Origin of the sequence: Bacillus sp. XT-4 (genome assembly GCF_050864245.1) — a bacterium.
In the GTDB taxonomy this organism is placed as follows: domain Bacteria; phylum Bacillota; class Bacilli; order Bacillales; family Bacillaceae; genus Bacillus; species Bacillus altitudinis.
Genome location: NZ_JBPAFI010000004.1, coordinates 180,072 through 206,110 on the forward strand (window position 1 = coordinate 180,072; position 26,039 = coordinate 206,110).

At 42.4% G+C, this 26,039-nt stretch carries 28 protein-coding genes; 21 read left to right on the forward strand and 7 right to left on the reverse strand.

Annotated features, from left to right (window positions below; all coding sequences use genetic code 11):
* The first annotated feature begins 23 nt into the window (after positions 1-23).
* From psiE to ACRRMM_RS13055, 8 genes are all read left to right on the forward strand, one after another.
* Complete coding sequence (gene psiE, locus ACRRMM_RS13020; RefSeq protein WP_052320794.1) at positions 24-452, forward strand: phosphate-starvation-inducible protein PsiE; 429 nt, start codon at positions 24-26, stop codon at positions 450-452.
* Positions 453-668: 216 nt separating this feature from the next.
* A complete protein-coding gene (locus tag ACRRMM_RS13025) occupies positions 669-1,475 on the forward strand; it encodes an HAD-IIB family hydrolase (protein ID WP_008346996.1) in 807 nt (268 codons plus the stop codon).
* Between the two features lie 299 nt (positions 1,476-1,774).
* Positions 1,775-2,686 carry an alpha/beta hydrolase gene (locus ACRRMM_RS13030; protein ID WP_428828591.1) on the forward strand — a complete coding sequence of 304 codons (912 nt, stop codon included), beginning with the start codon at positions 1,775-1,777 and terminating at the stop codon, positions 2,684-2,686.
* Positions 2,687-2,757: 71 nt separating this feature from the next.
* Positions 2,758-3,660 (forward strand): alpha/beta hydrolase, encoded by a 903-nt coding sequence (locus ACRRMM_RS13035; RefSeq protein WP_008346992.1) that lies wholly within the window; start codon positions 2,758-2,760, stop codon positions 3,658-3,660.
* Between the two features lie 139 nt (positions 3,661-3,799).
* On the forward strand, positions 3,800-4,753 hold the full coding sequence (locus ACRRMM_RS13040; protein ID WP_007500381.1) for an ABC transporter substrate-binding protein: 954 nt from the start codon (positions 3,800-3,802) through the stop codon (positions 4,751-4,753).
* 70 nt (positions 4,754-4,823) lie between these two features.
* Positions 4,824-5,840 (forward strand): FecCD family ABC transporter permease, encoded by a 1,017-nt coding sequence (locus tag ACRRMM_RS13045; protein WP_008346988.1) that lies wholly within the window; start codon positions 4,824-4,826, stop codon positions 5,838-5,840.
* Positions 5,833-6,870 carry a FecCD family ABC transporter permease gene (locus ACRRMM_RS13050; protein ID WP_008346986.1) on the forward strand — a complete coding sequence of 346 codons (1,038 nt, stop codon included), beginning with the start codon at positions 5,833-5,835 and terminating at the stop codon, positions 6,868-6,870. The genes ACRRMM_RS13045 and ACRRMM_RS13050 overlap by 8 nt, the downstream gene beginning before the upstream one ends.
* Positions 6,871-6,891: 21 nt before the next feature.
* A complete protein-coding gene (locus tag ACRRMM_RS13055; protein ID WP_428828590.1) occupies positions 6,892-7,635 on the forward strand; it encodes an IucA/IucC family C-terminal-domain containing protein in 744 nt (247 codons plus the stop codon).
* A 15-nt stretch (positions 7,636-7,650) separates the two neighbouring features.
* On the opposite strand, the gene ACRRMM_RS13060 is transcribed toward ACRRMM_RS13055, so the two are convergent.
* Complete coding sequence (locus ACRRMM_RS13060; protein ID WP_041507729.1) at positions 7,651-8,529, reverse strand: endonuclease I family protein; 879 nt, start codon at positions 8,527-8,529, stop codon at positions 7,651-7,653.
* Between the two features lie 173 nt (positions 8,530-8,702).
* On the opposite strand from ACRRMM_RS13060, the gene ACRRMM_RS13065 reads away from it, so the two are divergent.
* Both ACRRMM_RS13065 and ACRRMM_RS13070 read left to right on the forward strand, forming a co-directional pair.
* Positions 8,703-9,938: a pyridoxal-phosphate-dependent aminotransferase family protein gene (locus ACRRMM_RS13065; protein ID WP_249476564.1), complete on the forward strand. Its 1,236-nt coding sequence runs from the start codon at positions 8,703-8,705 to the stop codon at positions 9,936-9,938.
* A gap of 163 nt (positions 9,939-10,101) precedes the next feature.
* Positions 10,102-11,295 carry an MFS transporter gene (locus tag ACRRMM_RS13070; RefSeq protein WP_249476565.1) on the forward strand — a complete coding sequence of 398 codons (1,194 nt, stop codon included), beginning with the start codon at positions 10,102-10,104 and terminating at the stop codon, positions 11,293-11,295.
* Between the two features lie 48 nt (positions 11,296-11,343).
* Here the strand turns inward: ACRRMM_RS13070 and ACRRMM_RS13075 are convergent, their stop codons facing one another.
* On the reverse strand, positions 11,344-12,501 hold the full coding sequence (locus tag ACRRMM_RS13075; RefSeq protein WP_191219090.1) for an oxalate decarboxylase family bicupin: 1,158 nt from the start codon (positions 12,499-12,501) through the stop codon (positions 11,344-11,346).
* 64 nt (positions 12,502-12,565) lie between these two features.
* A complete protein-coding gene (locus ACRRMM_RS13080; RefSeq protein WP_191219091.1) occupies positions 12,566-13,738 on the reverse strand; it encodes a PucR family transcriptional regulator in 1,173 nt (390 codons plus the stop codon).
* 312 nt (positions 13,739-14,050) lie between these two features.
* Here ACRRMM_RS13080 and ACRRMM_RS13085 point away from each other — a divergent pair, with 312 nt between their 5' ends.
* The 4 genes from ACRRMM_RS13085 (at position 14,051) to yunB (ending at position 17,552) form a co-directional block, all read left to right on the forward strand.
* Complete coding sequence (locus ACRRMM_RS13085; protein ID WP_007500400.1) at positions 14,051-14,902, forward strand: DUF72 domain-containing protein; 852 nt, start codon at positions 14,051-14,053, stop codon at positions 14,900-14,902.
* Between the two features lie 63 nt (positions 14,903-14,965).
* Positions 14,966-16,339 (forward strand): bifunctional metallophosphatase/5'-nucleotidase, encoded by a 1,374-nt coding sequence (locus ACRRMM_RS13090; RefSeq protein WP_191219092.1) that lies wholly within the window; start codon positions 14,966-14,968, stop codon positions 16,337-16,339.
* Between the two features lie 67 nt (positions 16,340-16,406).
* A complete protein-coding gene (locus ACRRMM_RS13095) occupies positions 16,407-16,712 on the forward strand; it encodes a YunC family protein (protein WP_007500404.1) in 306 nt (101 codons plus the stop codon).
* A gap of 69 nt (positions 16,713-16,781) precedes the next feature.
* Positions 16,782-17,552 (forward strand): sporulation protein YunB, encoded by a 771-nt coding sequence (gene yunB / locus ACRRMM_RS13100; RefSeq protein ID WP_007500406.1) that lies wholly within the window; start codon positions 16,782-16,784, stop codon positions 17,550-17,552.
* Between the two features lie 78 nt (positions 17,553-17,630).
* On the opposite strand, the gene ACRRMM_RS13105 is transcribed toward yunB, so the two are convergent.
* Complete coding sequence (locus tag ACRRMM_RS13105) at positions 17,631-18,095, reverse strand: DUF2691 family protein (protein WP_191219093.1); 465 nt, start codon at positions 18,093-18,095, stop codon at positions 17,631-17,633.
* Between the two features lie 223 nt (positions 18,096-18,318).
* Here ACRRMM_RS13105 and ACRRMM_RS13110 point away from each other — a divergent pair, with 223 nt between their 5' ends.
* A complete protein-coding gene (locus tag ACRRMM_RS13110; RefSeq protein WP_191219094.1) occupies positions 18,319-18,549 on the forward strand; it encodes a hypothetical protein in 231 nt (76 codons plus the stop codon).
* An 81-nt stretch (positions 18,550-18,630) separates the two neighbouring features.
* Here the strand turns inward: ACRRMM_RS13110 and ACRRMM_RS13115 are convergent, their stop codons facing one another.
* A complete protein-coding gene (locus tag ACRRMM_RS13115; RefSeq protein ID WP_234805353.1) occupies positions 18,631-19,575 on the reverse strand; it encodes a M23 family metallopeptidase in 945 nt (314 codons plus the stop codon).
* 311 nt (positions 19,576-19,886) lie between these two features.
* Between ACRRMM_RS13115 and lipA the strand changes: the two genes are divergently transcribed.
* On the forward strand, positions 19,887-20,783 hold the full coding sequence (lipA, locus tag ACRRMM_RS13120) for a lipoyl synthase (RefSeq protein WP_008360456.1): 897 nt from the start codon (positions 19,887-19,889) through the stop codon (positions 20,781-20,783).
* Positions 20,784-20,822: 39 nt separating this feature from the next.
* Here the strand turns inward: lipA and ACRRMM_RS13125 are convergent, their stop codons facing one another.
* Entirely contained in the window at positions 20,823-21,458 is a 636-nt protein-coding gene (locus tag ACRRMM_RS13125; RefSeq protein WP_007500413.1) for a YhcN/YlaJ family sporulation lipoprotein, read from the reverse strand.
* 120 nt (positions 21,459-21,578) lie between these two features.
* Between ACRRMM_RS13125 and ACRRMM_RS13130 the strand changes: the two genes are divergently transcribed.
* The 3 genes from ACRRMM_RS13130 to ACRRMM_RS13140 are packed head-to-tail and all read left to right on the forward strand — an operon-like array spanning position 21,579 to position 23,100.
* Positions 21,579-21,854, forward strand: coding sequence for a YutD family protein (locus ACRRMM_RS13130; protein ID WP_008346837.1), 276 nt, complete (start codon positions 21,579-21,581; stop codon positions 21,852-21,854).
* A 19-nt stretch (positions 21,855-21,873) separates the two neighbouring features.
* On the forward strand, positions 21,874-22,308 hold the full coding sequence (locus ACRRMM_RS13135; protein WP_024719757.1) for a DUF86 domain-containing protein: 435 nt from the start codon (positions 21,874-21,876) through the stop codon (positions 22,306-22,308).
* A gap of 21 nt (positions 22,309-22,329) precedes the next feature.
* A complete protein-coding gene (locus tag ACRRMM_RS13140; RefSeq protein ID WP_008346835.1) occupies positions 22,330-23,100 on the forward strand; it encodes a TIGR01457 family HAD-type hydrolase in 771 nt (256 codons plus the stop codon).
* A 42-nt stretch (positions 23,101-23,142) separates the two neighbouring features.
* On the opposite strand, the gene ACRRMM_RS13145 is transcribed toward ACRRMM_RS13140, so the two are convergent.
* Positions 23,143-23,643, reverse strand: coding sequence for a phosphatidylglycerophosphatase A family protein (locus ACRRMM_RS13145; RefSeq protein ID WP_024719755.1), 501 nt, complete (start codon positions 23,641-23,643; stop codon positions 23,143-23,145).
* A 113-nt stretch (positions 23,644-23,756) separates the two neighbouring features.
* Here ACRRMM_RS13145 and yutH point away from each other — a divergent pair, with 113 nt between their 5' ends.
* Positions 23,757-24,797 (forward strand): spore coat putative kinase YutH, encoded by a 1,041-nt coding sequence (yutH, locus tag ACRRMM_RS13150; RefSeq protein WP_035389301.1) that lies wholly within the window; start codon positions 23,757-23,759, stop codon positions 24,795-24,797.
* A 74-nt stretch (positions 24,798-24,871) separates the two neighbouring features.
* Entirely contained in the window at positions 24,872-25,840 is a 969-nt protein-coding gene (locus ACRRMM_RS13155) for a 2-hydroxyacid dehydrogenase (RefSeq protein WP_017367983.1), read from the forward strand.
* The last annotated feature ends 199 nt before the right edge of the window (positions 25,841-26,039 follow it).

A 26,039-nucleotide genomic window follows, 5' to 3' on the forward strand; every position in this document is an offset into this window, starting at 1 on the left:
TCATGGAATGGGGAAACAATCTGATGAAACGATTCAACAATTTCCAAAAGGTACCTGATCTCTTGCAAGGCCTTCTGAATATCTGCCTGTTCTTTCTAGCGATTGCGCTAAGCGTACTCTTAATTAGTGAAACATGGTACATCGTGCAATTCGTCTATAAAACATTGTTTAACAAAGGAGAAAGCTATTATGGAATGCTTGGCGAGCTGCTGATCTTCTTTATGTATTTTGAATTTATCGCCTTAATTATTAAATACTTTAAATCCAACTTTCATTTTCCGCTGCGCTATTTTATTTATATTGGCATCACAGCTGTCATCCGTTTGATTATCATTGATCATGAACAGGCCGTATCGACATTCTGGTGGGCACTGGCCATTCTTGCGATGACATGTGCACTCTTTATCGCGAGCAAAAGAGATACTGCTCATGAGCATGAGGAAGTGAAGTGAGGAAGAAAGACGAATGGTTTCAACATTCGCTTTTTTGTGTTCGCCATCTCGTCACTGCTGGCTCAATAAAACGCTGTGTGCCGAACATGTAACAAGTACCCTTTTGTGTGATCAAGAACAAATCGTGCGTGACGTGTTTACTTGATGACACGTATATCGATACAATTTTCATAAGCTCATGTGCTGTTTGTTCAACAAAGGAACTGGGGGAAGAAAATGATTAAATTAATTATTACGGATTTAGATGGTACATTTTTAAATCGTCAAGGGTCGTTTGATCAAGCGTTATTTCATAAAACAAAAGTATTAATGGATGAAAAGAAGGTGGCGTTCGCACCTTGTACCGGGAAGCAGTGTGAACGAGTGGAGGCATTGTTTGGAGAGCATGCAAAAGATTTTTGGATTTTAGGAGATAGTGCGACGAGAATAAAAAAGAATGGTCAATTTGTTTACGAATCATTGATCAAAAATGAACTAGGGTTAGCGTTGATAGAGAAGTTAGGTGAGGTGAGCAAAAAACAGACCATTATTGCCTGTACAAAAGAGGGAGCCTTTGTGCATGAGCATGTATCAGAAAGTGAAATGAGATTTGTCACAGGTTCTTATGCTCATGTGACCAAGGTATCAAACTTTCAAGACATCCATGATGATTTTGTGAAAATCACGGTGCATGATCCGGAAGCAAACTGCGTTCAAACGAAAGAGAAATTAAAAGAATTCTTTGAACAAGTATACATTGTTGCTTCAGAGGATACATGGATCGACATCTCAAATATCGGCGTTCATAAAGGAACAACCGTGAAACAGTTGCAAAACATGCTAAGTGTAACGGAAGAGGAAACGATGGTGTTTGGCGATGGGCGTAATGATCTCGAATTAATGGCAGCTGCCCAGTATAGCTTCGCCGTAAGGAATGCCACCCAGGAAGTAAAGGATGCTGCGCATTTTATTACACTCTCAAACGAAGAGAGCGGCGTGATGCACACGATTCAAAAAATCCTCAGTTTACAGACCTCCTCATGAACGTATACATTTGGTAAAAGACGAACTTATTCAGTTCGTCTCTTTTGTATGTAAATGAACAGTTTTTGAATATGTGTTGATTAATGAACATTGATTGAAAGATTGACAATTGATGATGATGGATCTAGAAAATATAATATAAATAGACAGGTGTTCATAAATGAATAGATGTATAGAAAAAGTATTCTGTCCAAAGCAGTTAACGGATTCACAAGTTCTTATGTTATGCTTTAGAAAAAGAGAAACCATTCTTTTCCTAGACATTGATTGTCATCATTCTATCTATAGGGGTCGATCGTATGCGAAGTATTCAAAGTTTGTGTGTTGAATGGTTACTTGTACTTACAAAGAAGAAACTAAATGTTGAGGGGTATTTAGAGGAACGAAGAATGGCGAATCAATTACCTTATGTGCTGCCTGAGAAGTTGAAAAAGAAATATCGCATCACCAAAAGCAGCATGTTTTCAGTCGATACGTACATGTTGAAATCAGATGTGCAGCCAGATGATCATCAGGTGCTATTTTTACATGGAGGAGGCTATATTGAGCAGCCGCTCGTATGGCATTGGCGTTTCTTGGATCGATTGACGAAGCAATTAAATAGTACGGTGTATGTGCCAGTTTATCCTAAAGCACCGAATCATCAATATATGGATGCAATCGAGAGTGTTCTCCCAGTTTACCAAGCTCTTTTAGAAAAAGGAACACCAGAAAAAATCGTCATCATGGGTGATTCTGCTGGCGGCGGTTTATCGTTGGCCTTTGCTCAATACTTAGCAAAAAAAGGTCTTCCGCAGCCTGGAAACTTGATTCTATTATCACCTTGGCTTGATGTGACATTAAGTAATCCTGATATCGCTAAAATGGTTCCAAAAGAGCCAATGCTCAACCTAGATTTACTAATCGAATCGGGCAAAGCCTATGCAGGTGATACAGATGAAACACATCATTTGATCAGTCCAATCTATGGAGAAATCAAATCGTTAGGACGAATTTCTGTTTTTATTGGCACTCATGAATTCTTTCTCCCAGATGCCCGGAAATTCAAAGAGATGGCAGACAAGCAGGGTGTTCCCATCAACTATATCGAATACCCAAAAATGAATCACGTCTTTCCTGTCTTCCCTATTCCCGAAGCGAACCAAGCGTTAAAACAAATTGTCGCTATTATTGAGAGTAAGACGTTCCCTTTGAGGGATATGACAAAATAGGATGCGAACATGAGGATGGCCAGCAATGCTCTAGCCATTCTCGTGTCTAATTGGAGGATCAAAAGTTAATTATGAACGAAACAGAACCGTTCTCATTTACAAGTATGCAGGAAGTAGCTCCTGTAGCTATTCCAGAAAGACAGTTCATTCAATCACATGACGGCATACGTCTTGCTTATTATCCGTTTTTATCAGAAACAAACACGCAGACCAATGTGATCATCATTCATGGCGGAGGCGCTCACAGCTTGGCTGGTTATGAGCATATCGCCTATACATTGCAACATGATTTTCACGTGAATGTGTTTTTGCTGGATTTGAGAGGCCACGGATATTCTGAAGGAAAGAAGGGGGATACACCCAAAGTCACTGACGTGTGGCAAGATATTTCGCAAGTTGTGGATGTCATCAAACAGCAGCACGAAGGAGCACTTTATCTTTGTGGTCATTCCTCTGGAGCTGGATTGCTGCTTCAATATCTATCTTGGGATGAAAAAAGAAAAGTAGACGGTTACTTTTTTATTGCTCCTGAATTTGGCTACAAATCTGACACAGCGAAGTCTAATCAAGTCCCTTTTGCCACAGTTCAAGTTTGGAAATTCGTGCTATCTGCGATGACAAAAGGAAGGCTGATGGGGCATTCAGAAGCTGTACGATTTCACTACCCAGCATGGGTGATTGCACAAGATCCACTTCTTTTAACAGGCATTACCATCAATATGTCTCTTGCCTTAACGCCATCTGCACCTCAAAAACAATTTGCAAGGCTGGACCAGCCTTATGGCATGTTTGTTGGAAGCGAGGATGAGTTATACGACGTAGACAAATTTCATCCATATCTGGCGCTTCCAAATCAGCAGGTGAAAAATCAATCTGTTTACCAAGTGATAGAAAACCATACTCATTTGTCCATTTTACTAGAATCAGGAAAAAAGATTGGGCGTACCATCCAAATGTGGAAAAGTTCCAATTAACCTGAACAACTAGTCAACACTCTACCTTTTTCTTAAAAATTTACATTGACACCATCCTTTTCTATGATAAAATCATAGTGTGATAATGAGAATCGTTATCAAACGATATGACTACATATAGAATGGATAGGTGAGGTACATGTTCAAAAAATCTTTTTGGTCGCTACTAGTTGTGCTCTCCATCGTATTACTTGCAGCTTGTGGCAGTAATAGCAGCGAAGGCAAGTCAGATAGTAATGAGAAAACAAGAACCGTTGAAAGCGCTATCGGTTCAACTGAAATTAAAGGATCGCCTAAACGTGTGGTGACGTTGTATCAAGGAGCAACTGATGCAGCCGTCGCTATGGGCATTAAACCAGTGGGTGTTGTAGAATCTTGGCTTGAAGCACCTACGTATAAATATTTAAGAGATGATTTAAAGGGTGTCAAAATTGTTGGGCAGGAAACACAACCAAACTTAGAAGAAATTGAAAAGCTGAAGCCAGATTTGATCATTGCATCAAAAATCCGTCACGAGCAAATTTTTGATCAGCTGAAAGAAATCGCTCCAACGGTTGCAACAGAAACAGTGTTCACTTTTAAAGACACAGTGAATTTAATGGGTGAAGCGTTAAACAAGCAAGATAAATCAAAAGAATTGCTGACGAAGTGGGATGACCGCGTCGCTGACTTCAAAGAAAAAGCAAAGAAAGACATTAAAAACTGGCCAATGAGTGTGTCTGTGGTGAACTTCCGTGCAGATCATGCAAGAATCTATCAAACTGGGTTTGCAGGTTCAATTTTAACAGAGCTAGGCTTTGAAGGTCCTAAAAATGTCAAAGATAAAAAGCAAGATATCATTACACTTACAGACAAAGAGAGCATTCCACAAATGGATGCAGATGTGATCTATTACTTCATGGATGATCAGGATAAAGCAGTTGAAAAAGCATATAAAGAGTGGACAAGTCATCCTTTATGGAAGCAGCTTGATGCAGTGAAAGCGAAACAAGTGCATAAAGTTGATGAAATCACTTGGAACATGGCTGGCGGTATCACCGCTGCAAACATGATGCTTGATGATATTTATGATCGTCTAGGGCTTGATAAATAAGTGTAGCAGAGGAGAAAATGTGAAAAACCATTTTCTCCTTTTTCCATAACAGATTGAAAGCGGGAATCAGATGAGAAGTTTATTAAAAAAGGATTCGAGCAAGGCACTGCTATTTGCTGGATTCATCGTGTTGATGTTGGTCTTTTTTATGCTCAGTATTTCTCTTGGGCAAACCTCAATTTCCCTCAAAGCCACCATCCATGCGTTTCTTCAGTTTGATGAGTCAGATCCAAACAGTGTGATTGTCATGACATCCAGATTATCAAGAGCTTTAATTGCGACGGTTGTTGGATCAAGTCTAGCGATTTCAGGTGCACTCATGCAGGCATTGACGAGAAATCCGCTGGCTGCACCAGATCTTTTAGGTATTAATGCAGGTGGACTCTTTTTTATTGTGATTTCGATTGTTTTCTTTTCTACCGAGTCGTTAACAGGTTATATGTGGACGGCCTTTTTAGGCGCTGCCATTGCAGGTATGCTTGTCTTTCTTCTAGGCTCCATTGGAAGAGACGGACTGACACCGGTCAAAATTGTACTCGCAGGTGCTGCGATATCTGCTCTGTTTGCGTCCTTTACTCAAGGACTTTTAATCGTGAATGAACAGTCCATTCAAAGCATCCTGTTCTGGATGGCTGGTTCAGTGTCAGGAAGAAGTATAGATATGCTGCTGCCTGTGCTGCCTTATATTCTTGGGGCGACTGTGGTGGCGCTGCTTCTTGGCCGCTCGATCAATGTCCTTTTATCGGGTGATGATATTGCGAAAGGGCTTGGCCAGCGTACGTTGCTTTTGAAGATGACGATGGGGGTACTTGTCGTCTTTTTAGCAGGAGGTTCCGTCGCTGTCGCAGGATCCATTGGATTTGTTGGTTTTCTTGTGCCGCATATTGTGAAAAAGCTTGTTGGACCTGACCACCGCTGGGTACTGCCGTATTGTGCCGTTGTAGGGGCGTCGCTTTTACTTGTCGCAGATCTTGCCGCTCGTTTTCTGATCATGCCGCAGGAAGTACCGATTGGTGTCATGACGGCAATTGCAGGAGCGCCTCTATTTGTTTATCTCGTGCGCAAGGGGTTGAAGACAGGTGGCTAAAACATATACAGTGCGTTCAAAGGGCGGGGGCATTTCATTTCAATTTTCAAAGCGGACGTTTTTGATTTTACTATTATTGACAGGCGTTGCCTTTGGTTTATTTATTCTGAGCCTTTGTATGGGCAGCCGCTTTATTCCGCCTACTGATGTGCTGCTGCATATCTTCGGACAAGGTGAGGGAAATACGTTTGTATTAAATACGTTGAGGATTCCAAGGACCCTGCTTGCGATTTTAGTGGGAGCGGCACTTGCGGTATCGGGGCTTATTTTACAAGGTCTCATTCGAAATCCGCTTGCATCGCCTGACATCATAGGAATTACGAGCGGTGCGTCGTTTGGCGCCATTATGTTCATCGTCTTTTGGATGGGCACTGTGCCTATTGCTTATCAGTCGTTGTGGGCAATTGCAGGCGCTTTTGCGGTATCATGCCTCATTTATTTGCTTTCATGGAAAAAAGGCGTCAAGCCGATCACGCTCGTCTTGATGGGAATTGGGATCTCCGCCATTATGAAGGCGTGTGTGACGTTTACTCTTGTGCTCAGCGATACGATGACCACGACCAAGTCATACATCTGGCTGACGGGCAGTTTATATGGTTCTACAATGAAGGACGTCATCGCAATGCTTCCTTGGGTATTGATTATTTTACCGATTGTCATGGTGCTGGCAAGAACGATGAATGTGAAGGAGCTTGGAGATGATCTTGCAACAGGTCTCGGTGTCAAGGTTCAGGCGAAGCGGTTATTCTTTCTACTGATGAGTGTGACATTAGCCGGTATTGCCGTTGCATTCGCAGGTGGTATTGAATTTGTTGGACTGATGGCGCCGCATGTTGCACGGATGATCATCGGTCGTTCCTTTATTGCGCTTGTTCCAGCATCTGCGCTTGTTGGAAGTATTCTCGTCATGCTGGCAGACTTAGTTGCGAGAACGGCTTTTCTCCCGTTAGATGTCCCGGCAGGTGTGTTTACGGCTGCAATCGGCGCACCGTTCTTTATTTATTTGTTATATCAACAGCGAAATCGTTAAACGAAAGATGGGGGTTTTGATATGAAGCCAGAGTGGGTTGAGAGAGAATTACTTGATTTCGGGGTACACATCACAAATGGACCAATGACATCTGATCGCACACTTGCTGCGCTTTTTTCAGAAGCATCTATCAGACGTTTATTAGAAGCTGAAAAGGAAGCGATGCATGCACCGAATATAGCAGTGGCGGCGTCCATGTTTTCAAAACGCTATGCCTATTTAGCTGTTAGTTCTACTTTGTACTTGATGACGATGTATGATGCTGTCTACCGGTTTTCACCAGAGGCGTGTGTCTTTAGAGAAGATCGTAAAATTGAGCTAGATGAAACGCTCTGTTCATTTGTTCAGTTAGAAGGAGATCGTCATGAGTGGAGAGAACAGGTCGTCCGCATGCTATTTACGCAGTGTGTCACACCACTTTTAGATGTATTGAAACGTACTTCAAGACTTCCGTATTCGATTTTATGGGAAAATATAGCGGTACGTATCAATTCTCTTTACCGTAGCATGATGCGAGAAACGGAAGAGCCTAAAATGAAAGAGCGCATACGGGAGGATTATTTGTTTCTGAAGAAGGCGTCGGGTGATCTTTTCGGAGCGAAGCAAAATCCTTTCCAGCACAGCTTAAATTTAGATGAAAGTTTGCTAGACACATCAAATCGAAAGACTTGCTGTATGTATTATAAGCTTGAGAAGAAATCAGAGAGTCTTGATTATTGTCTCGTCTGTCCGCTTGAAAAAAAGAAAGGCACTGCTTGTTCATAGCAGTGCCTCTCTTTTTTATTCCCAAATATCGCTTACCCATTCAGGGTGATCAATAAAAGGATTGCGATTGTGCTGGTACGTTTGATAGATGATTTCGTTACGATTTCGTTCGATTTGATCGACTGGATCTTGCTTGTGCCATTTTAAGAGGACAGACATTTTGCCGTGAAGAGGGGCGCTTCCATTATTCACTTTGTTGTTTAATTCTAAATCTGGGAAGCGGTCATCGCCTTCATATCGGACGGCCATATAAAAGAGCATTCTTGCTACATCTCCTTTCACCCGGCTATGAGGTTCAAATGAGTCGTTGTCGTAGAAGTTGCCCGGCGCTCCCTTGTATTCATTTCCGCCTATATCAAAATCTAAATTTCCTCGTGTGCTATTCGTTTGTACGTCTGTTGCCCGAAGGTGATGGAGATCTGTACCAGGTCCCTGGCTCGTCCCAAAATTGCCGTGAGATTTAGCCCACACATGCTCCCGGTTCCACTGTCCCACGTTTCCTCCATTTGCTTGCTTTGACCTAGAGATACCGCTATAGAGCAAGAGCACATTGCTTGGATTTTTTGGATCTTCATCCGTTTTCTTTAATGCATCCCAAACCTGGCTGTAGGATAGCTGTGTATGATCATCAATAATATCGTGTAATGCTTTCTTAAGAGCAGGCCCAGATTTGCCAGCAGCAGATTGGTAATAGGAATCAATTTGACTTGAAGCGGTTGTTTTCGCATGTTGAGCAGATGTTTCGGTTTGAAGCTGTAACGGGGAAAAGGTGATGGTTTGACTCGGTTCATTCAGAGTAAAGCCTTGAGCATTTGCAGCGGGAGGCAGCGGAGCGGCAAATGTACCGAAAATCATGATTCCGGCGGCCACAGTTCCAAATAAAGATCTTTTCATTCTATTTCCTCCTTCATAGGGAATGTATACTCTTTAGTTCTATCATATTGCCATAAAGAAATAAATGGATTTATCGTAAATTTTATGTAACCAATTCGTAAGAAAAGAGATTGCTATTTTATCAGCATTGCTGTATAAGTGGGCATATAAGGATGGACACAGCAAGGGAGAGGATGGATAACGTGAAAGAACTACACACACCTACTAGAACCATTATGACACCAGGACCTGTCGAAGTAGATCCAAGAGTCCTTCGGGTGATGAGTACACCAATTCTTGGTCAATTTGACCCTGCATTTACAGAGATCATGAATGAAACGATGACCTTATTACGATCACTTTTTCAAACAGAAAATGAATGGGCTTATCCAATTGATGGGACGTCCCGCTCAGGACTTGAAGCTGTGCTTGCCAGTGTGATCGAGCCCGGAGATGTCATGCTCGTTCCGGTTTTTGGACGCTTCGGTCATTTGCTGATTGAAATTGGACAGCGCTATGGTGCTGAGGTACATACAATGGAATGTGAATGGGGAACGGTTTTTAAGCAAGACGACATCATCGCAGAGATGCATCAAGTCAAGCCGAAAATTGTTGCGATGGTTCATGGTGAAACATCTACCGGAAGATTACAGCCGTTTGAGAAAATTGGTGAAGCATGCCGAGCGCTTGATGCGCTTTTTATTGTAGACGCTGTGGCGACAATTGGTGGTGTCGAGGTCAAGATAGACGAATGGAAAATCGATGCGGCAATTGGGGGCTCGCAGAAATGCCTGTCTGTTCCATCAGGGATGTCACCGATCACATATAATGAACGAGTGGCAGACGTCGTACAATCGAGAAAGAAAGTCGAAAAAGGGATTGCAACACAGGACGAACTGCAAAAACAGGTAGACATTTCTCCAATCAAAAGCAATTACTTTGATCTAAGCCAGCTGCAAGATTATTGGAGCCCGAGGCGGTTAAATCATCATACAGAAGCGACAACGATGCTTTATGCACTGAGAGAAGGGGTTCGACTTGTGCTAGAGGAAGGTCTGGATGAACGTTTTCAGCGCCACTTGTTTCATGAGAAGGCTTTAATGGCAGGACTTGAAGCGATGGGGCTTGAATTATTTGGTGATCCAGACTGCAAAATGCCGGTCGTGACGTGTATCGTCATTCCAAGTGGTATCGACGGAGAAGCGGTTCGGGCTGATCTTCTTCATCATTTTGGAATTGAAATTGCGAGTTCATTTGGGCCGCTTGCAGGACGGATATGGAGAATTGGTTCAATGGGCTATAGCTGCCGAAAGGAAAATATTCTATTTGTTTTAGCTGGCCTTGAAGCCATCTTGATGAAATATGGCGCAGCCATCAATTGTGGCGCCGGGTTACAGGCGGCTCTTTCCATCTATGAACAAGCTGAATAAAAAAGGGATACTCAAAATACTCGCCACCAGCGGGTATTTTTTATTTGGGAAAAAACGCTGTTTTTTGAAAAACTAGACTTATAGAGAGCGATATCGCTATACTGAAGAAGTTCTTATCATTTTTGTCATCATTTTCATTTATTTTGAAGAAAGAGGTTTTAATATGAAAAAAATGGGCAGATTGTACATTCTAATGCTCAATATTTTTATTGCCATGCTTGGATTTGGTCTGATCGTTCCTGTCATGCCAAGTTATATTGAAGCCTTTGGCGCAACTGGAAAAACACTTGGTTTCCTCGTTGCTGCAACTGGCCTCACACAATTTGCTTTATCACCCGTCGCTGGAGCGCTGACTGATCGGTTTGGACGCAGAAAATTGATTATTGCCGGGATTGCCGGCTTTACGGTAGCTCAATTTATTTTTGCATTTGCCGATCAGCTTTGGATGCTGTTTGTGTCTCGGTTTTTAGGCGGAGCTGCTGGTGCGCTGCTGATGCCCGCCATGTTTGCCTACATTGCTGATATCACAAGTGAAAAGGATCGAGGGAAAGGAATGGGGCTATTTAGTGCAGCAATGACGTTAGGCTTTGTCATTGGACCGGGTGTTGGGGGTTATTTGGTTGAGTTTGGGATTGCTTTTCCTTTCCTCATCGCTGGTTCTTTTGCAGCCCTGTCGACGCTGTTGTCTTTCTTGTTCTTACCTGAAACCTTAACAAAGGAAAAGCAGGAAGAAGCACGATTGAATAAAGAGCTTCATTTCAATCCTTTTACGCAGATGATTCAGGCTTTAAAAACATCATACGGTTTTTTGTTTATCTTGGCCTTTGTTTTGAATTTCGGAATCATTCATTTTGAATCGATCTTTGGCTTATATGTCGACCAAAAACATGGCTTTACACCGAAGGATATTGCATTTGTCATTACGGTAGCTGGACTTGCGGGTGTCATCGTTCAAGGTGCTTTAGTAAATCCATTTGTGAAACGATTTGGCGAAATGCGTGTCGTCCGTTATGCCCTTTTAGCTGCGGCATGTATGCTGATCGCCTGCCGCTTTGCTCCTTCCTTTTGGCTCATTTTTACGGGCTCCATTTTGTTTTTATCGGCCACCTCGTTTGTTCGCCCAGCTCTCAATACATTACTTTCTAAAATGGCAGGGAATCAGCAGGGGGTAGCAGGCGGCCTCAATACCTCCTTTATGAGCCTTGCGAATATCGTCGGGCCAAGTCTTGCGGGTATTTTATTTGATGTGAATATTGAGCTGCCATTTATGTTTGGAACGCTGGTGCTTTGTATGAGTTTCATTGCTTCAATTTTATGGGCGAAAAAAGCGCAGCAACATTCCCATGCCGTATCGTAAAGACAGCATAGAAAAAACCGATCAGCACAAATGGATCGGTTTTTTTCGTCATCGCTCATACTTCACGACTGGTGATTTTTCTTTATGCAACGCATGAATCAATGCATCGTCTACATGCAAATGCTCCTTCACTAATTGAGGAGGGGTTAAGGCCATCCATTGGTTCAATGAAATATCTGCAAATCGATCGCTTTTAAACATTTCTAGAAACCAAAGGCTCGTTTGCCCGATATTTTGTATGTAATGCCCCATCCCGAAAGGAACATAACCAACATCACCTGCTCTGTAATTAAAGGTGCGAGCTGTCCCGCCTGCTCCAAAAACCGTCATTTTGGCTGTACCGGTTAAATAGTATTGCCACTCATCATTATTCGGGTGCCAATGCATTTCTCTCATCCCGCCAGGTTTTACCTCCACAAGTGCAGCAGCAATGGTTTTAGATACTGGAAAATTGCGTGAGTCGACGATTCGTACGGTTCCACCAGAGGTCACGATTGGTTTTTGACGAAGGAGCTGGTGGGTAAATGGCGGTTTGATGCCGCCGTATGGATCAGAGACTGTTTGGCTTTCAATGGATGCCGGTGAAGAGCCTTGAAACATATAGCGTTGTTTATGTGGAATGCGGTCAAACAGCTTGATTGGCACGCCGAAATTAGCAGAAAGAATGTTTTTTGGTGTATGAGCAAACCAGTCTGTGATGGTGAACGTATCAAATTCAGAAAAAGCACCATCATCAAACACAAGGAGAAACTCACAGCCATCCTCAAGACCTTGAATGGAGTGCGGAATACCGGGCGGGAAATACCACAAGTCTCCTTCTTCTACATCAGCGATCATATTCCGTCCTTCTGCATCTACAGATGTGATCCGGGCTTTGCCTAAAATCATATATGCCCATTCCGCCTGCTTATGCCAATGAAGCTCACGAACACCTCCGCGCGTAAGCCGCATGTTCACACCAGCAATCGTTGTTGAAACAGGCAGCTCTCGCTCGGTAATTTCCCTCGACCAGCCGCCATGATTCAAGTGCATATGTGTATCAGAATATGAAAATTTTAAATTAGGAATCGTCCCCGCATCCGTTTTTGGGGGGACGAACATATCTGGGTTCTCCAAATCGCGCAGAACGTCTCGCGGGCCTAAATCGGTTGCGCCGGCCCCATCGTCTCGAATCGGTTGCGGGATGTGACGAATCTCCTCATCCATTTGACACCACTCCTTGTCATTCACACTTCTCCTCCAAAATATATGAGGCGTAAGAAAAAAAGATTCAATTGGAATCGGCTGAAAGGTGCTTTTGAATCCGCAAAGCTAATCGCAAGCGCAATGTTGCGTCAGGATCTTTTAGGCTGATCTGGAGCAGTTCTTCACATTTCTCCAGTCGATATATCACGGTGTTGCGATGAACAGATAAACGTTTGGCTGTTTCTGAAATATGGCAATGTGTTTCGACATAAACAGATAAGGTGTGGAGAAGGTTTGGATCGACTTGTGATTGTTCATATAATGGGTGGAGATACCGCTCATAGAATGTTGTTAAATCTTTTGGTGGGATGAGCTTCAGTAAATCTGACACATCTTTTGCTTGATAGAACTGAATATATTCAGCTCGTAATGAGAGCTGGCCTGATTGCAGAGCATGGGCAGCTTCACTGAATCCTTTTGGCAGATCGGTGATGAGATAACCGCTTAAGCTTACACCAAAGGAAATGGTGGCATTCACATGCTGTTTAATAAGGATCTGCATTTGTTTTAAAAAAGAGCAGATCGATTTGTTCATTGCCAGCCAGCCGCCAGTCTCTTCTATAAGGAAGATGCCGATATCTCCTTTGACAAAAAGAAAGGCGGGAAATGGACAGTGCGAAAGGGTGCTTTCAAGTAAAGCAAACACATCATCTACAAGGGTTTGCTGCTTAAGGAAACAAGTGAAATGACTGCTCTGATCAAGTTGACAGACGATACATAAATAGGGAATCGTTGTGTTTAATCCAAACATGCGTGCCAGACAGGCAACATCTTGCTCTAAGGAAATCGTCCCCTCCATCCATTTGCGAAACCATTCATTTTTGGCTCGCTCTGTCGATTGCTTGATGGCATGTTGTTTGATGCGTGAAATGGACATGGCATTTACAGCTTGTTCAATTATCAAATGCAGCCCCATGTCGTCTTGAGGATGAATGAAGGCGGGAACGACTAAATAATCATAAGCTTGTTCGTTTATATAGATAGGAAAAACAGAAACGCTTTCTTTTGAATGAACCATAGAAAAATAATGCTGCTGCGTACTGTGAAACAAGCGGAGCATTTGTATCCAATCTGGATTTGTCATACCTTGGGGTGAGGTGAAAAGAATACGTCCATACTGATTGATCAAATAGACAGGCTGATGAATTCTTTGGGCCACTTTTTGCAATGCTTCAACATAATGATCGACAATGTTCATATCCACTCATTCTCCTTTTTTTAGAGCTGAAGCCTTTGGTGAAGATGAATAAAAAAATGGACAATCGCTGTCAAAGTCTCTGATATCAATATTATGTTATCAGCTCCATTCAATTTAGATAGAAAGTTGTGATGTAATATCACAAAAAAGATGGCAGGGCAACATCACATCAGTCATCTTCATTCAGAAAAATGGGTAAATATGATATGTTGTAGACATAAGAATTTCTTTCAGAAAGATGGGTATCCCAAGAAACAAAGACTTTCAATGGGAAAATCCGTTTAGACAAGCAAGTGGCAAGAGGTGAGATAGATGATTTATATCGGATTAACTGGTTGGGGCGATCATGACAGTCTGTACCCGCCGAGAATCGGCAGTTCTCAAAAGCTGTTTCACTACGCATCAACGTTTCCCATTGTGGAACTGGATGCAAGCTTTTATGCTGTTCAGCCTGAGCGGAACCATGAAAAATGGATAAAAGATACGCCAGACGCCTTTCAATTTGTCGTGAAAGCATATCAAGGAATGACCGGGCATCAAAGAGGCGAGATCCCGTTTGCTTCAAAGGAAGAAATGTTTGATGCCTTTATTCTTTCACTGACTCCTCTCATTCGAGCAGGGAAACTGGCAATGGTTCTGTTTCAATTTCCACCATGGTTTGATTGCAAAAAGGAGCACGTCCACTATTTAAGATGGTGTAAGGAGAAGATGGGGGACATTCCTTGTGCACTCGAATTCCGAAACCGAACTTGGTTTTCAGACGAGTTTTATGAACAAACCTTATCCTTTATGGAGAAAGAAGGGTGGATTCATTCCGTCTGTGATGAACCGCAAGTCGGAGAAGGGTCTATACCGCCAGTCATAAAAGCCACACACCGTGACAAAACATTGGTCCGTTTCCACGGAAGAAATAAACAAGGCTGGCTTCACCCGGCAGATCATGAGAACTGGCGTGAAGTTCGTTACTTATATTTATATAATGAAGCTGAACTAAAGGAATGGAAAAAGAACCTCGACATCCTGCATCAGCAGTCGAAAGATGTATATGTCGTATTTAATAATAACTCAGGCGGAGATGCGGCGACGAATGGCCAGCAAATGATTGATTTGCTGGATTTGACGTATTCAAGCTTATCCCCGAAGCAGTTAGATTTATTTAGTTAAACGAGAGCTGCGGCTTTCAACTTGAACGAGACGGTTCAGTGACAACTTGAGGGAGAGATCAACATGCTGCAGAAGCTATGGTTATATCATACAAACGACTTGCACAGCCACTTTGAAAATTGGCCAAAAATCGCAGCTTATATTGAAGAAAAGCGTCAAGTTCACGATCAGATGCTCTTATTTGATATTGGCGATCATATGGATCGAGTAAACCTTGTATCAGAAGCGGATTATGGAAAAGTGAATGTCAAACTCCTCAATCAGCTTGGCTATGATGGCGTCACAATTGGTAATAATGAAGGCATTACGTTGCCTCATGAGCAGCTCGACCAATTGTACAAAGACGCGCAATTCCCGGTGATTTTATCTAATTTATTTGAAAAAGGCAAAAGACCATCGTGGGCAAAGCCTTATGAAGTGATCACATTGAAGAATGGACTGAAAATCGCCATCTTAGGGGTGACCATTGCGTATACACCTGTCTATGAAAAGCTGGGCTGGGACATTACAGACCCATTTGAGAGCATACGGGAGATGCTGCAAGAAGTGAAAGGACAAGCCGATGTCATTGTTCTTCTTTCCCATCTAGGCATCATCCATGATCGAGAGGTAGCCCATGACTTCCCGGAAATCGACATCATCTTAGGCTCACATACGCATCATCTTTTAGAACAGGGCGAGATGGATAATGGAGTTCTTCTTGCATGTGCTGAAAAGTATGGGCATTATATTGGCTGTGTCGAGCTGACCATTGATACAGCGAATAGCGAGCTCATCGAGAAAAAAGCGACGGTGCAATCAGTGGACCAGCTGATCAGTGAATCCGATAAAGCGATCACGACTTTACAGAAAGCTGAAAGACGAGCGAAGTCACTCATGCAGGAAAAAGTGACATCCATTGAATCAAAGCTCGAAACAAAGTGGTTTGATGACTCCCCGCTTCCGCAGCTTTTAACAGATGCCATTAGAGAATGGTGCGAGGCAGATATCGGCATGATGAATGCAGGGATGGTGCTTGATTCATTAGAGGCTGGCATCGTCACAAGAGAGGACATTCACCGGATATGCCCGCATCCAATTAATCCAATCAGGGTGACACTTACTGGGAAGCAATTGATCGAAACAGTGTCTCGTGGCTGTGAAGAAAAAATGGAACAGCTACGCATCAAAGGCTTTGGCTTTAGAGGCGAACTGATGGGGAAAATGCTATACAGCGGTTTGACTTATTCATTAGAAGAGGGCGAAACCAAACGAGTAAAAGATGTCTATGTAAACGATCAACTCGTCAAAGAAGATGATTCTTATACGGTTGGCACAGTGGATATGTATACACTTGGCTCTCTTTTTCCTCATATACGTGACCATGAACACATTGAATATTTCATGCCGGAATTTTTACGTGATGTCCTGAGCTGGCGATTGAAGGACGCAAAGTGAAATCCGCTCCAGCCTAACAACACTTGCCCTCCCTTCACATAGATTGTGTTGAAGGGAGTGAAGGGATATGGTGAATTTAACACCTATTACAATTGATGGCCATTCCTTTACAGCCGTCACCGTCAAGCTGCCAAAGACCAATTTCATGGCAGTGACAAATGAGCATGGTTATATTATGTGCGGTGCACTTGATGTCGGGCTCCTAAATGAAAAGCTTGCAGATAGAGGAATCATCGCAGGAAGAGCAGTCGGTGTAAGAACCATCGAGCAATTGCTGGATGCACCTTTAGAATCTGTGACATATGCCGCTGAGTCGCTCGGCATTCATGCTGGCACAATTGGAAGAGATGCATTATTAAAAATGGTGAAATAAAATGAACAGATGATTCCTATCCCCCCGCCTGTCTGCATACACTTGTAATGGAGAAGGGGGGATTTTTTATTGAGATTAAACCGCCGTTATCGCCCCTATAAAAAGGGCCCTCTGCCATTTCGTTATGTCATGCTGCTTGCCATATTATTTTTTGTGCTCTCAACTGTCATTAGCCTATTCTTCATCAATCGTTCCATTAAACCAACGTTGATTCACATTGCTGAACTAGAAACAGAACGAATTGCCAATCATCTCATCCAATATTCTGTTCAGGATTTTGCAGATGATCAGGAGAATATGAAGGATATGGTTGTGATGAATACAAGTGAGAACGGCAAAGTAACAACTATCGACTTCAATGCGCAAGCAACATCGAAAGCAATGGCTGACCTGTCACGTCACCTTCAAAAAAATCTAGAGGACATTGAAAAGGGGAATTTTCAAAAAGAGGCAAAAGAAGCATTAAAGGATCAAACAGATGGACATGACGGCATTATATATAACATTCCGCTTGGGCAAGCGTCCGGAAATGCACTTATCGCCAACCTAGGACCAAAAGTACCTGTACGATTTAGTGTCATTGGTGACCCGCATACAGACGTTGAAAAAAACATCAAGCCATATGGCATTAACAATGCCTTGATTGATATTAGTGTGCTCATTGAGGTGAAGGTGAGAGTCATCATCCCTTTCGCCTCAGAAACCATCGTCGTCAAAAATTCCGTGCCTGTCTCCATCCAAGCCGTTCAAGGAGACGTCCCAGATTATTATAATGGCAGCGGAACAAATTCAGGCGCACCATCGATTGTTCTGCCAGAGAAAAAGGAGAAGAAAGAATAACAGCCCAATGGACGAATTGGGCTGTTTTTTTCATACGCTGTGATTGCATATAGTGTTTTTGTGATGAACGTTTTGTTGTTACGAAACAGACAGTCTTGTCCTTGCATCATTTTCATCGGTGATATAGGTCACGTCTTCAAATCCACAATCAACTGCATTCTTGTATAGCCATTCGAGTGTTCCCTTATTTTTGCAATAGATCGTGACATAGGAGCAATCGGCCACTAAAAGAACAAGCTCGCATTGGCTTTCCATAAATTCTTCATTGGTCTTAATATGAGACAATGTCCCTTTTGGATATGCTTGTAAATCTGCGAAAATCATATAATACGTCTTGTTTTCAATGAGGTGTTTGAGTTCTATACCGTCCATTTCTGTTTTACCTTCAGGAAAAAGTTCTTCATCTTTTTCGCCATCAACTAGTATATTCGAGTCTTCGGTATCGATTCGCCAGCTGAATTTGGTGATGTCGATCGGTTTTAGCACTTCTCCAAGGAAGACTCCGTATTCATTTGGAATGGTAAAGGTCATTCCTCTTTTCAAAAAAACAACCCCCTAACTCTCTGTGAAGTAATTATTCATTGGCTGCAATGCTTAAACTTTTTTATGTGATCTGTTCATCTTATCCTAATTAACCACTTGATTCCATACGAATCACGTGCCATGATAAATGTTCATTGTTTTCCTTTTTTGAAGAGTGTAGCTATCCTGAAGGCTGATTTTTCACGATCGTCTGTTATGAAAGTGAGAGGAGGATTTGATTGATATGAAGAAAATGCATGTAAGCGGGTTTTGTTTTTTGGTATTTGCCATTGTATTTAGTGCTAAATATATGTCAGCATCGATATTATTAGCTGGGAGTGACAGTTTGAGTGTCGACTTATTTAGAGGGATGTTTGACATGATTCCACTTGAAGTAACAGTTGTGTATCTCCTTTTTTTCATTATGGGTATTCTTTTTTTAGTTTTAGGATTGAAAGAGAAGCATAAGCAGTAATAGTAGACAAATGATGACCTGGGAAATGTTGATACATATCAAAAGGAGAAGCAAGCGGTATCGCTAAACTTCTCCTTTTATTTATCGACGTTTCCGCTCGGCTCTTTCCCATGCCCTTAAATGAGGGTAAGGATCAAACGACCATTCAGTTCGTCCATTGTCTTTATACATGCCGTAATGAAGGTGTGGCGGGAATTTTCCTGCTGTGCCAGGTGGACCGTAACCGGAGCTTCCGACTGATCCGATGACTTGACCAGGTTCTACAATCTGCCCAGCTTTGAGTCCTTTTGCAAAGCCATTTAAGTGGGCAAAATAATGATAATGATTATGAATATCTCGAATGCCGATCCGCCAGCCGCCAAAGCGATTCCAGCCTTTCATTTCAATCACGCCGTACGATGTCGCACGAACAGGAAGACCGTAATGAGCAAAAAGATCAGTGCCCTCATGAATTCTTCTGCCTCCAAAGCCTCTCGCATCACCCCATGTACTCCTGTAGCTGTAGTCAGCGCCAACCGGAAGAGGAAACGCATGCTTTCCAAGGTCAAGATGGCCGTAATGCTGATAGAGCTTCATAAAAGATGAAATAATTCCAACGGTTTGATCACGTCCATAATAATCCCACAGCGCAATTTTTAATTGATCGATGCTGCTGCCGTAATGGAGCAAGTATTGAGCAAACGTGAACAGGACATCTTCATCGTTATCGATTTCTGCTTTTCCATCCCCATTTCCATCAAGCCCAATACCGTCGAACACTTTAATGCTTAATGGAGAGGTATCCTGCTTATTTGGATTTTCTGGTCCTATCCACATTTCCCGGGGAATGTAGATGCCAATCACACCTGTTTGTTTGGGTAAATCTCTTCTGCTTTTGCGTATATTGTGTTCATACTGATCAACCGCAGCAAGTACATACCACGGGACCTGTGTGGTGATGGCGATCTTTTCATACAGTGCCATTCGCTGTTTTAATTCATCAGGCTGTTTGTTTGCCCCTTGTGCATGGACTGATGCGGGAATCATTGAAAGAGCGATGATGATCGCTAAAACCACTTTCACAAACGTCCATCTCCTTTCTTCTACCGTTTAGTGTGGTTTGATCACGTTATTTCATAAGAAGAAAATGTTAGTAATTTTCTTCTGTTATTTTAGGAGTCTTTTGGGTATTTTTGCAGCTCATTCCCTTGTTGTTCAATCTGTACTATGTTAAAGTGTCTAAAGAAAAGGCCTTAGGCCGAAGATTCAATTTTTTGCGGCAACAGCTGCATCCATCGTATATAGCAGGAAGATGATTGTATATGCACCTTTAACGAATTCATATGGAGATGATGGAATTGGCAAAGAAGGAAGAGCACGTAAGAAAACCGGACTGGCTTAAAATTAAGCTGAATACGAATGAAAACTATACCGGTTTGAAAAAAATGATGCGGGAAAACAACCTGCATACCGTTTGTGAGGAAGCGAAATGTCCGAATATTCACGAATGCTGGGCAGTGAGAAGAACTGCTACATTTATGATCCTCGGATCTGTTTGTACGCGCGCATGCCGTTTCTGTGCGGTGAAAACCGGACTTCCTACTGAATTAGACTTGCAAGAGCCAGAACGCGTGGCAGATTCAGTGGCTTTGATGAATTTAAAGCACGCTGTTATAACAGCGGTTGCAAGGGATGACCAAAAAGATGGCGGAGCAGGTGTATTTGCTGAAACTGTTCGTGCCATTAGAAGAAAAAGTCCATTCACAACAATAGAAGTTCTCCCTTCAGACATGGGTGGCAATTATGATAATTTGAAAACGTTAATGGATACACGCCCTGATATTTTAAATCACAATATTGAAACAGTACGCAGGTTAACACCAAGAGTTCGTGCACGGGCTACATACGATCGTTCATTGGAATTCTTGCGTCGTGCAAAAGAAATGCAACCTGACATTCCAACGAAATCAAGCATTATGATTGGACTCGGTGAAACGAAGGAAGAAATCATTGAAGTTATGGATGATCTTCTTGCTAATAACGTCGACATCATGGCAATTGGTCAGTATTTGCAACCGTCGAAAAAGCATTTGAAAGTGCAAAAATACTACCATCCAGATGAGTTTGCAGAGCTGAAGGAAATTGCCATGTCAAAAGGCTTTAGCCACTGTGAAGCTGGACCGCTTGTCCGTTCTTCTTATCATGCAGACGAACAAGTAAACGAAGCGTCTAAGAAGCGTCAGGCGCAAGCATAACAAAGAAAACGCCAGAGCTCTCTGGCGTTTTTTCTCGTATTAATTTTGGCCGTAAGGTGCGTTTCGTCTCATGGTCCGATCGGAATTCGTCATGCCATTGGCATCTTCTTTCGTTGAAATATCTCCGCCTTGAGGAGAGTATTTCATTTGTTGAATCGTTTTTGTTAAAATTTGATCAAAATCACGTGAATTGGTTTGAAGACGTGAAAAATTGGCAATGGATTGAAAGTGCTCTGGGTTATCAGAGACGTACACATGATAATAACGAGGGAGAACAGAAACCGCTGTTTTTTTCACTTGATCGGCTGATTCATCTCGGTTTTTGTTGCCTGTTCGATACACAATGAGGGCATCCTCGTCTGTGACAAGTGTTGCTGCATCCTTTATATTTGGCAGCTGGATGGCTAAACTTGTAATCACGTGGGCAAGGTGCTCACGATTTAAAGCAGGGGTTCTTTCCTTTTGATCGGTTACTTGCTGGCGCTGATAACGAACATAGCCTGCTCGATTCGTATCTGCTTCTGGCATGTTGGAATTATTTCCTTCATGACGATCAGACAGGCGGATTGTCTTGCTGGAAGAATCTTCATCCACTTGCCGGTTCATGCCTGATTGAAAGCCGCACCCGCCTAAAAGCATGCATAGGAGAATAGTGGCTGTCAGTTGTTTCATCATAAATGTGACCTCCTTTTTTCTTTAGCTTCGGCTAAATCGGAAAAAACATGCTTTAGCAATTGATGGAGTTGTTCCAATGAATTATCATTAAAGGTGGATCGTTTAAAAAGAGGTGAGAAGATGATCGTCATTCAGAATGCTACCTTTGATCTTGTCAGAGAAATCAAAGACGGCTTTGATGAGGAAGCGTTTAAAGCAAGGTACTCAGATATTTTAAATAAGTATGATTATATTGTGGGGGATTGGGGCTACAACCAGCTAAGGCTGAAGGGGTTCTTTGATGACCAAAACCAAAAGGCCACATTCGATACAAAAATCAGTACACTCGATGAATACATTTATGAATACTGTAATTTTGGCTGTGCCTATTTTGTCTTAAAGCGGATTAGAAAATAACGCAAAGGGGAGCGTCATGATGTATTTCGTAGACAGAAAGAAGATTGAAGAGACATTACGTTTTTTTGAGGAGCAATATGATTTGATGCGCAGTCATCAAACATGGTCAAGCCCTTTAGAAAAAAAAGCGCTGGAACGAATTGTTCATTTGCTCGTCGAATGTATTCTTGATACAGGAAATGATATGATTGACGGCTTTATCATGCGGGACCCAGGAAGCTATGACGACATCATGGATATTCTTGTGGACGAAAAGGTTGTACCAACAGAAGAAGGCACTCACCTGAAAAAACTGGTCTCGTGCCGTAAAACACTTGTTCAGCAATACCAAGAAGTGGTTCATCATGATTTGTTGCAGGTCATCAGTGAGGTAGAACAGGCGCTGCAAGTCTTCCCGAATCGAATTCGCACTTACTTGGAGCAGGAGCTTGGACCAGTATCAGCGTTTAAATAAACCATTGGAGTTGTAAGCAGCATGAAATACAAAGGCTATTTAATTGATTTAGACGGGACGATGTATAAAGGAACAGAAAAGATTGAAGAGGCGGGGCAATTTGTTCACAAGTTAAATGAGTTGAACATCCCTTATTTGTTTGTCACGAATAACTCTTCACGCACACCGAAGCAAGTAGCAGAGAAACTGGTTTCATTCGATATTCCAGCAACGGAAGAACAAGTCTTTACAACAAGTATGGCGACGGCAAACTATATCGCAGAACAAAAGAAAGATGCCTCGGTGTATGTGATCGGAGAAGAAGGCATTCAGCAGGCCATCGAAGAAAAAGGCTTGTCGTTTGGTCAAGAAGACGCTGATTTCGTTGTCGTTGGAATAGACCGCGGTATTACATATGAAAAACTAGCGGTAGGAGCCATTGCGATCCGTCAAGGTGCACAATTTGTTTCAACAAATGGAGATATTGCCATTCCGACAGAAAGAGGGCTGTTACCTGGAAATGGATCGTTAACATCTGTGCTGACGGTTACGACAACAGTGCAGCCAACATTTATCGGGAAGCCAGAGTCTATCATTATGGAACAGGCCATGCGGGTGCTCGGGACAGATGTGTCAGAGACGCTCATGGTGGGCGATAACTATGATACCGATATTATGGCAGGGATGAATGCAGGGATGGATACACTGCTTGTCCATACAGGTGTCACGACAAAAGAGCTGCTTCAGAAATATGACAAACAGCCAACCTATGTCATTGATTCATTATCTGAGTGGATTGAACGATTATCTTAATGAAAAGAGGACAAGCGTCAGACGCACGTCCTCTTTTGTGTTTTATTCTGCATTTCTCGCACTATGTGCCAGTCTGCTTGATGCTGCCGCAGCAATAGCACCGACAATGTCATCTAAAAAGGTGTGGCATTCGCCTGAGGATTTATCGTTGAGTTTCCCAAGAATCCCTGGTTTTTCTTTATCGATATATCCGTAATTCGTAAAGCCGATGGAGCCATAAATATTAACGATGGCAAAGGATAAAATCTCATCAACCCCATATAGACTTTCATCTGTTTCAAGAATAGATTGCAGCGGTTCTGTCAGCTTTTTTTGCTCAGCGAGAACATCTAGTTCAACGCCTGTTAAGATGGCATTTTGGACTTCACGTTTTGCGATGACACGTTCCACATTGTGGATGCACTCTGTCATGTCTAAGCCAGGATGATATTTTTCCTGTAAAAAGAAGACAAGGTCTGCTATATCTTGAATGGTTACGCCTCGTTCTTGTAAACGGCGTCTTGCTGTTTTTTCTACTTCGTTCATCTCATGATGATGCGGCATGTTCCTCACCCAATCCTCGTAATTTGTCCACAACGTGTGAAAAAGCTTCGGATAGTAAATAGTATTCATAAATCCCTCAACCTGCGACTACGATATGATAAGAGACTGATTTTATGAACGCAGGTGAAATCATGAAAGAAACCATTTATCACACATTTGGTATTGATGTGCGTCAATTTATGCCATATGGCAGTTATCAGAGCTTTCAAACGGCGAAAGCTCTCTTCATCATTGTTCCCGTGTCTCATTTGCGAGAAGAAGAACTCACAGAGCTTTATCATATCAGTCAGTATTTACTGAATGACGGTGACCCATACGTTGCCGTGTTTGAATTAACAAACGAAGAGAAACCGACTTTTACCCATGGAAAAGAACTGTACGCTCTATTAAAGGCAGCACCGCGGGTTACAAGCCGCTCATTTCAGCACGCATCAGAGCTGGCGGCCTTTCATGTCAGGGGAAGAGGGTTTCCTTATGAGGTGTCTGAAACAAAACGTGTCGGAGCTTGGAAGGAATTATGGGCAAAACGGTTAGACCAGCTGGAAGGCTTTTGGATGCAGCAAATGCATCAAAAACCACTTGAACGATTTGAAAAGAAATTTATTGAATCCTTTCCGTATTATCTCGGATTAACGGAAAATGCCATTCAATATTTAGTGGATACAGAGCTTGATGATGAACCGAAAGAATGTGATTCAGGTACTGTTTGTCATCAGCGCTTTTCACGTATGACCTGGCCACATGAGCAGCCGCTTCGTTTACCTGTTGACTGGGTATTTGACCATCCGACAAGAGATATCGCGGAATATTTAAGAGAAACCTTTGTCCAGCATAAGGAGGATTTAATTGAAGAGGGATTTTCCTTTTTGCAGCAATATGAGCAGGTTACGCCTCTTTCATCATTTTCAAAGCGTCTGCTGTACAGCCGTCTTCTGTTTCCGCTTCATTATTTTGAAATTGTCGAAGGTTATTATATGTCAGGAGAAAATGAAAAATCTTATTATGAAGAACGATTAGATTACGTTTTAAATGATGCGAATCGCTACGAATATTTTCTCAAGGTGTTTCAAGAATTGAGTGCCATGCGCAGCGGTGGGCATCTCATTCCTCCTGTTGGATGGATTCATCAATCCGCTGATTTGAAGTTTCAGTGAACAGACGAAACGTCTCTTTTCTCTTGAGGCGTTTTTCGTTATTCTTAAAGAAATCAACCAAAGGAGTGTTCTTCTTGACGAAACCGTATGTCTATATCACAAGAAAGCTTGATGAAACAACACTTACACCATTAAAAGAAGTCGCTCATATTGACATGTGGACGAGCGAGGATGAGCCGTGTCCAAGAGAAGAGTTAGAAAAACAAGCGGCTCAAGCAGATGGGCTGCTCACGATGCTGTCAGATCAAGTAGATGAGGCACTTTTATCAAATGCTCCAAATCTAAAAGTGGTCGCGAATCTCGCGGTCGGCTATGACAATATTGATCTAAAGGCAGCTAAAAAGCACGGGATCACGGTATGTCATACACCGGACGTCTTAACAGAATCGACGGCTGATTTAGCCTTTGCGCTTTTGATGGCGTCAGCAAGACGAATTGTCGAAGCGAGTGATTGGATTAAGGATGGGAACTGGACAGGCTGGGGACCGCTTCTTCTAGCTGGTGCTGATGTGCATCATAAAACGTTAGGGATTGTCGGAATGGGCAGTATTGGAACCGCACTGGCCAAGCGGGCAAAAGGTTTTGATATGAATGTTCTGTATCATAATCGTTCAAGAAAGCCAGAAGCAGAAGCGCAGCTAGGTGTGACCTATGCCGCATTTGATGAGCTGCTTACGCAGTCTGATTTCATCGTTTGTTTGACGCCTTTAACGCCTGAAACGAAAGAAATGTTTAATAAGAAAGCATTTGAGCAGATGAAGAACACGGCTTACTTCATCAACGTTTCCAGAGGGCAGACGGTAGACGAAGATGCTTTATATGATGCTGTCACGACAGGGAAAATTGCAGGAGCAGGTCTTGATGTATTTAGCAAGGAACCAGTCAGCCCAGATCACCCGTTAACGACATTACCAAATGTAACAGTGCTTCCTCATATCGGAAGTGCAAGTGTTGAAACGAGAAAAAACATGATGCATTTATGTGCTGAAAATATTGCGCTTGTCCTGCAAGATCAGCAAGCCAAAACGCCAGTTCAGGCGTAATCTCAAGCTTCCCGGCTTCGGGAGCTTTTCTCACAAAAATATTTTGAAAATATAGAATCTTGATATAAATAGCTGTTAAGCGGTTTCATTCTCATATTCTCTTATTTTATTACCTTGTCAAAATGAGGATACCCCTTTATAATGTGTGTACATTGAATGTCTGTGTTAGGTTAACAAATGTCTTTTTAGAGAGGACATT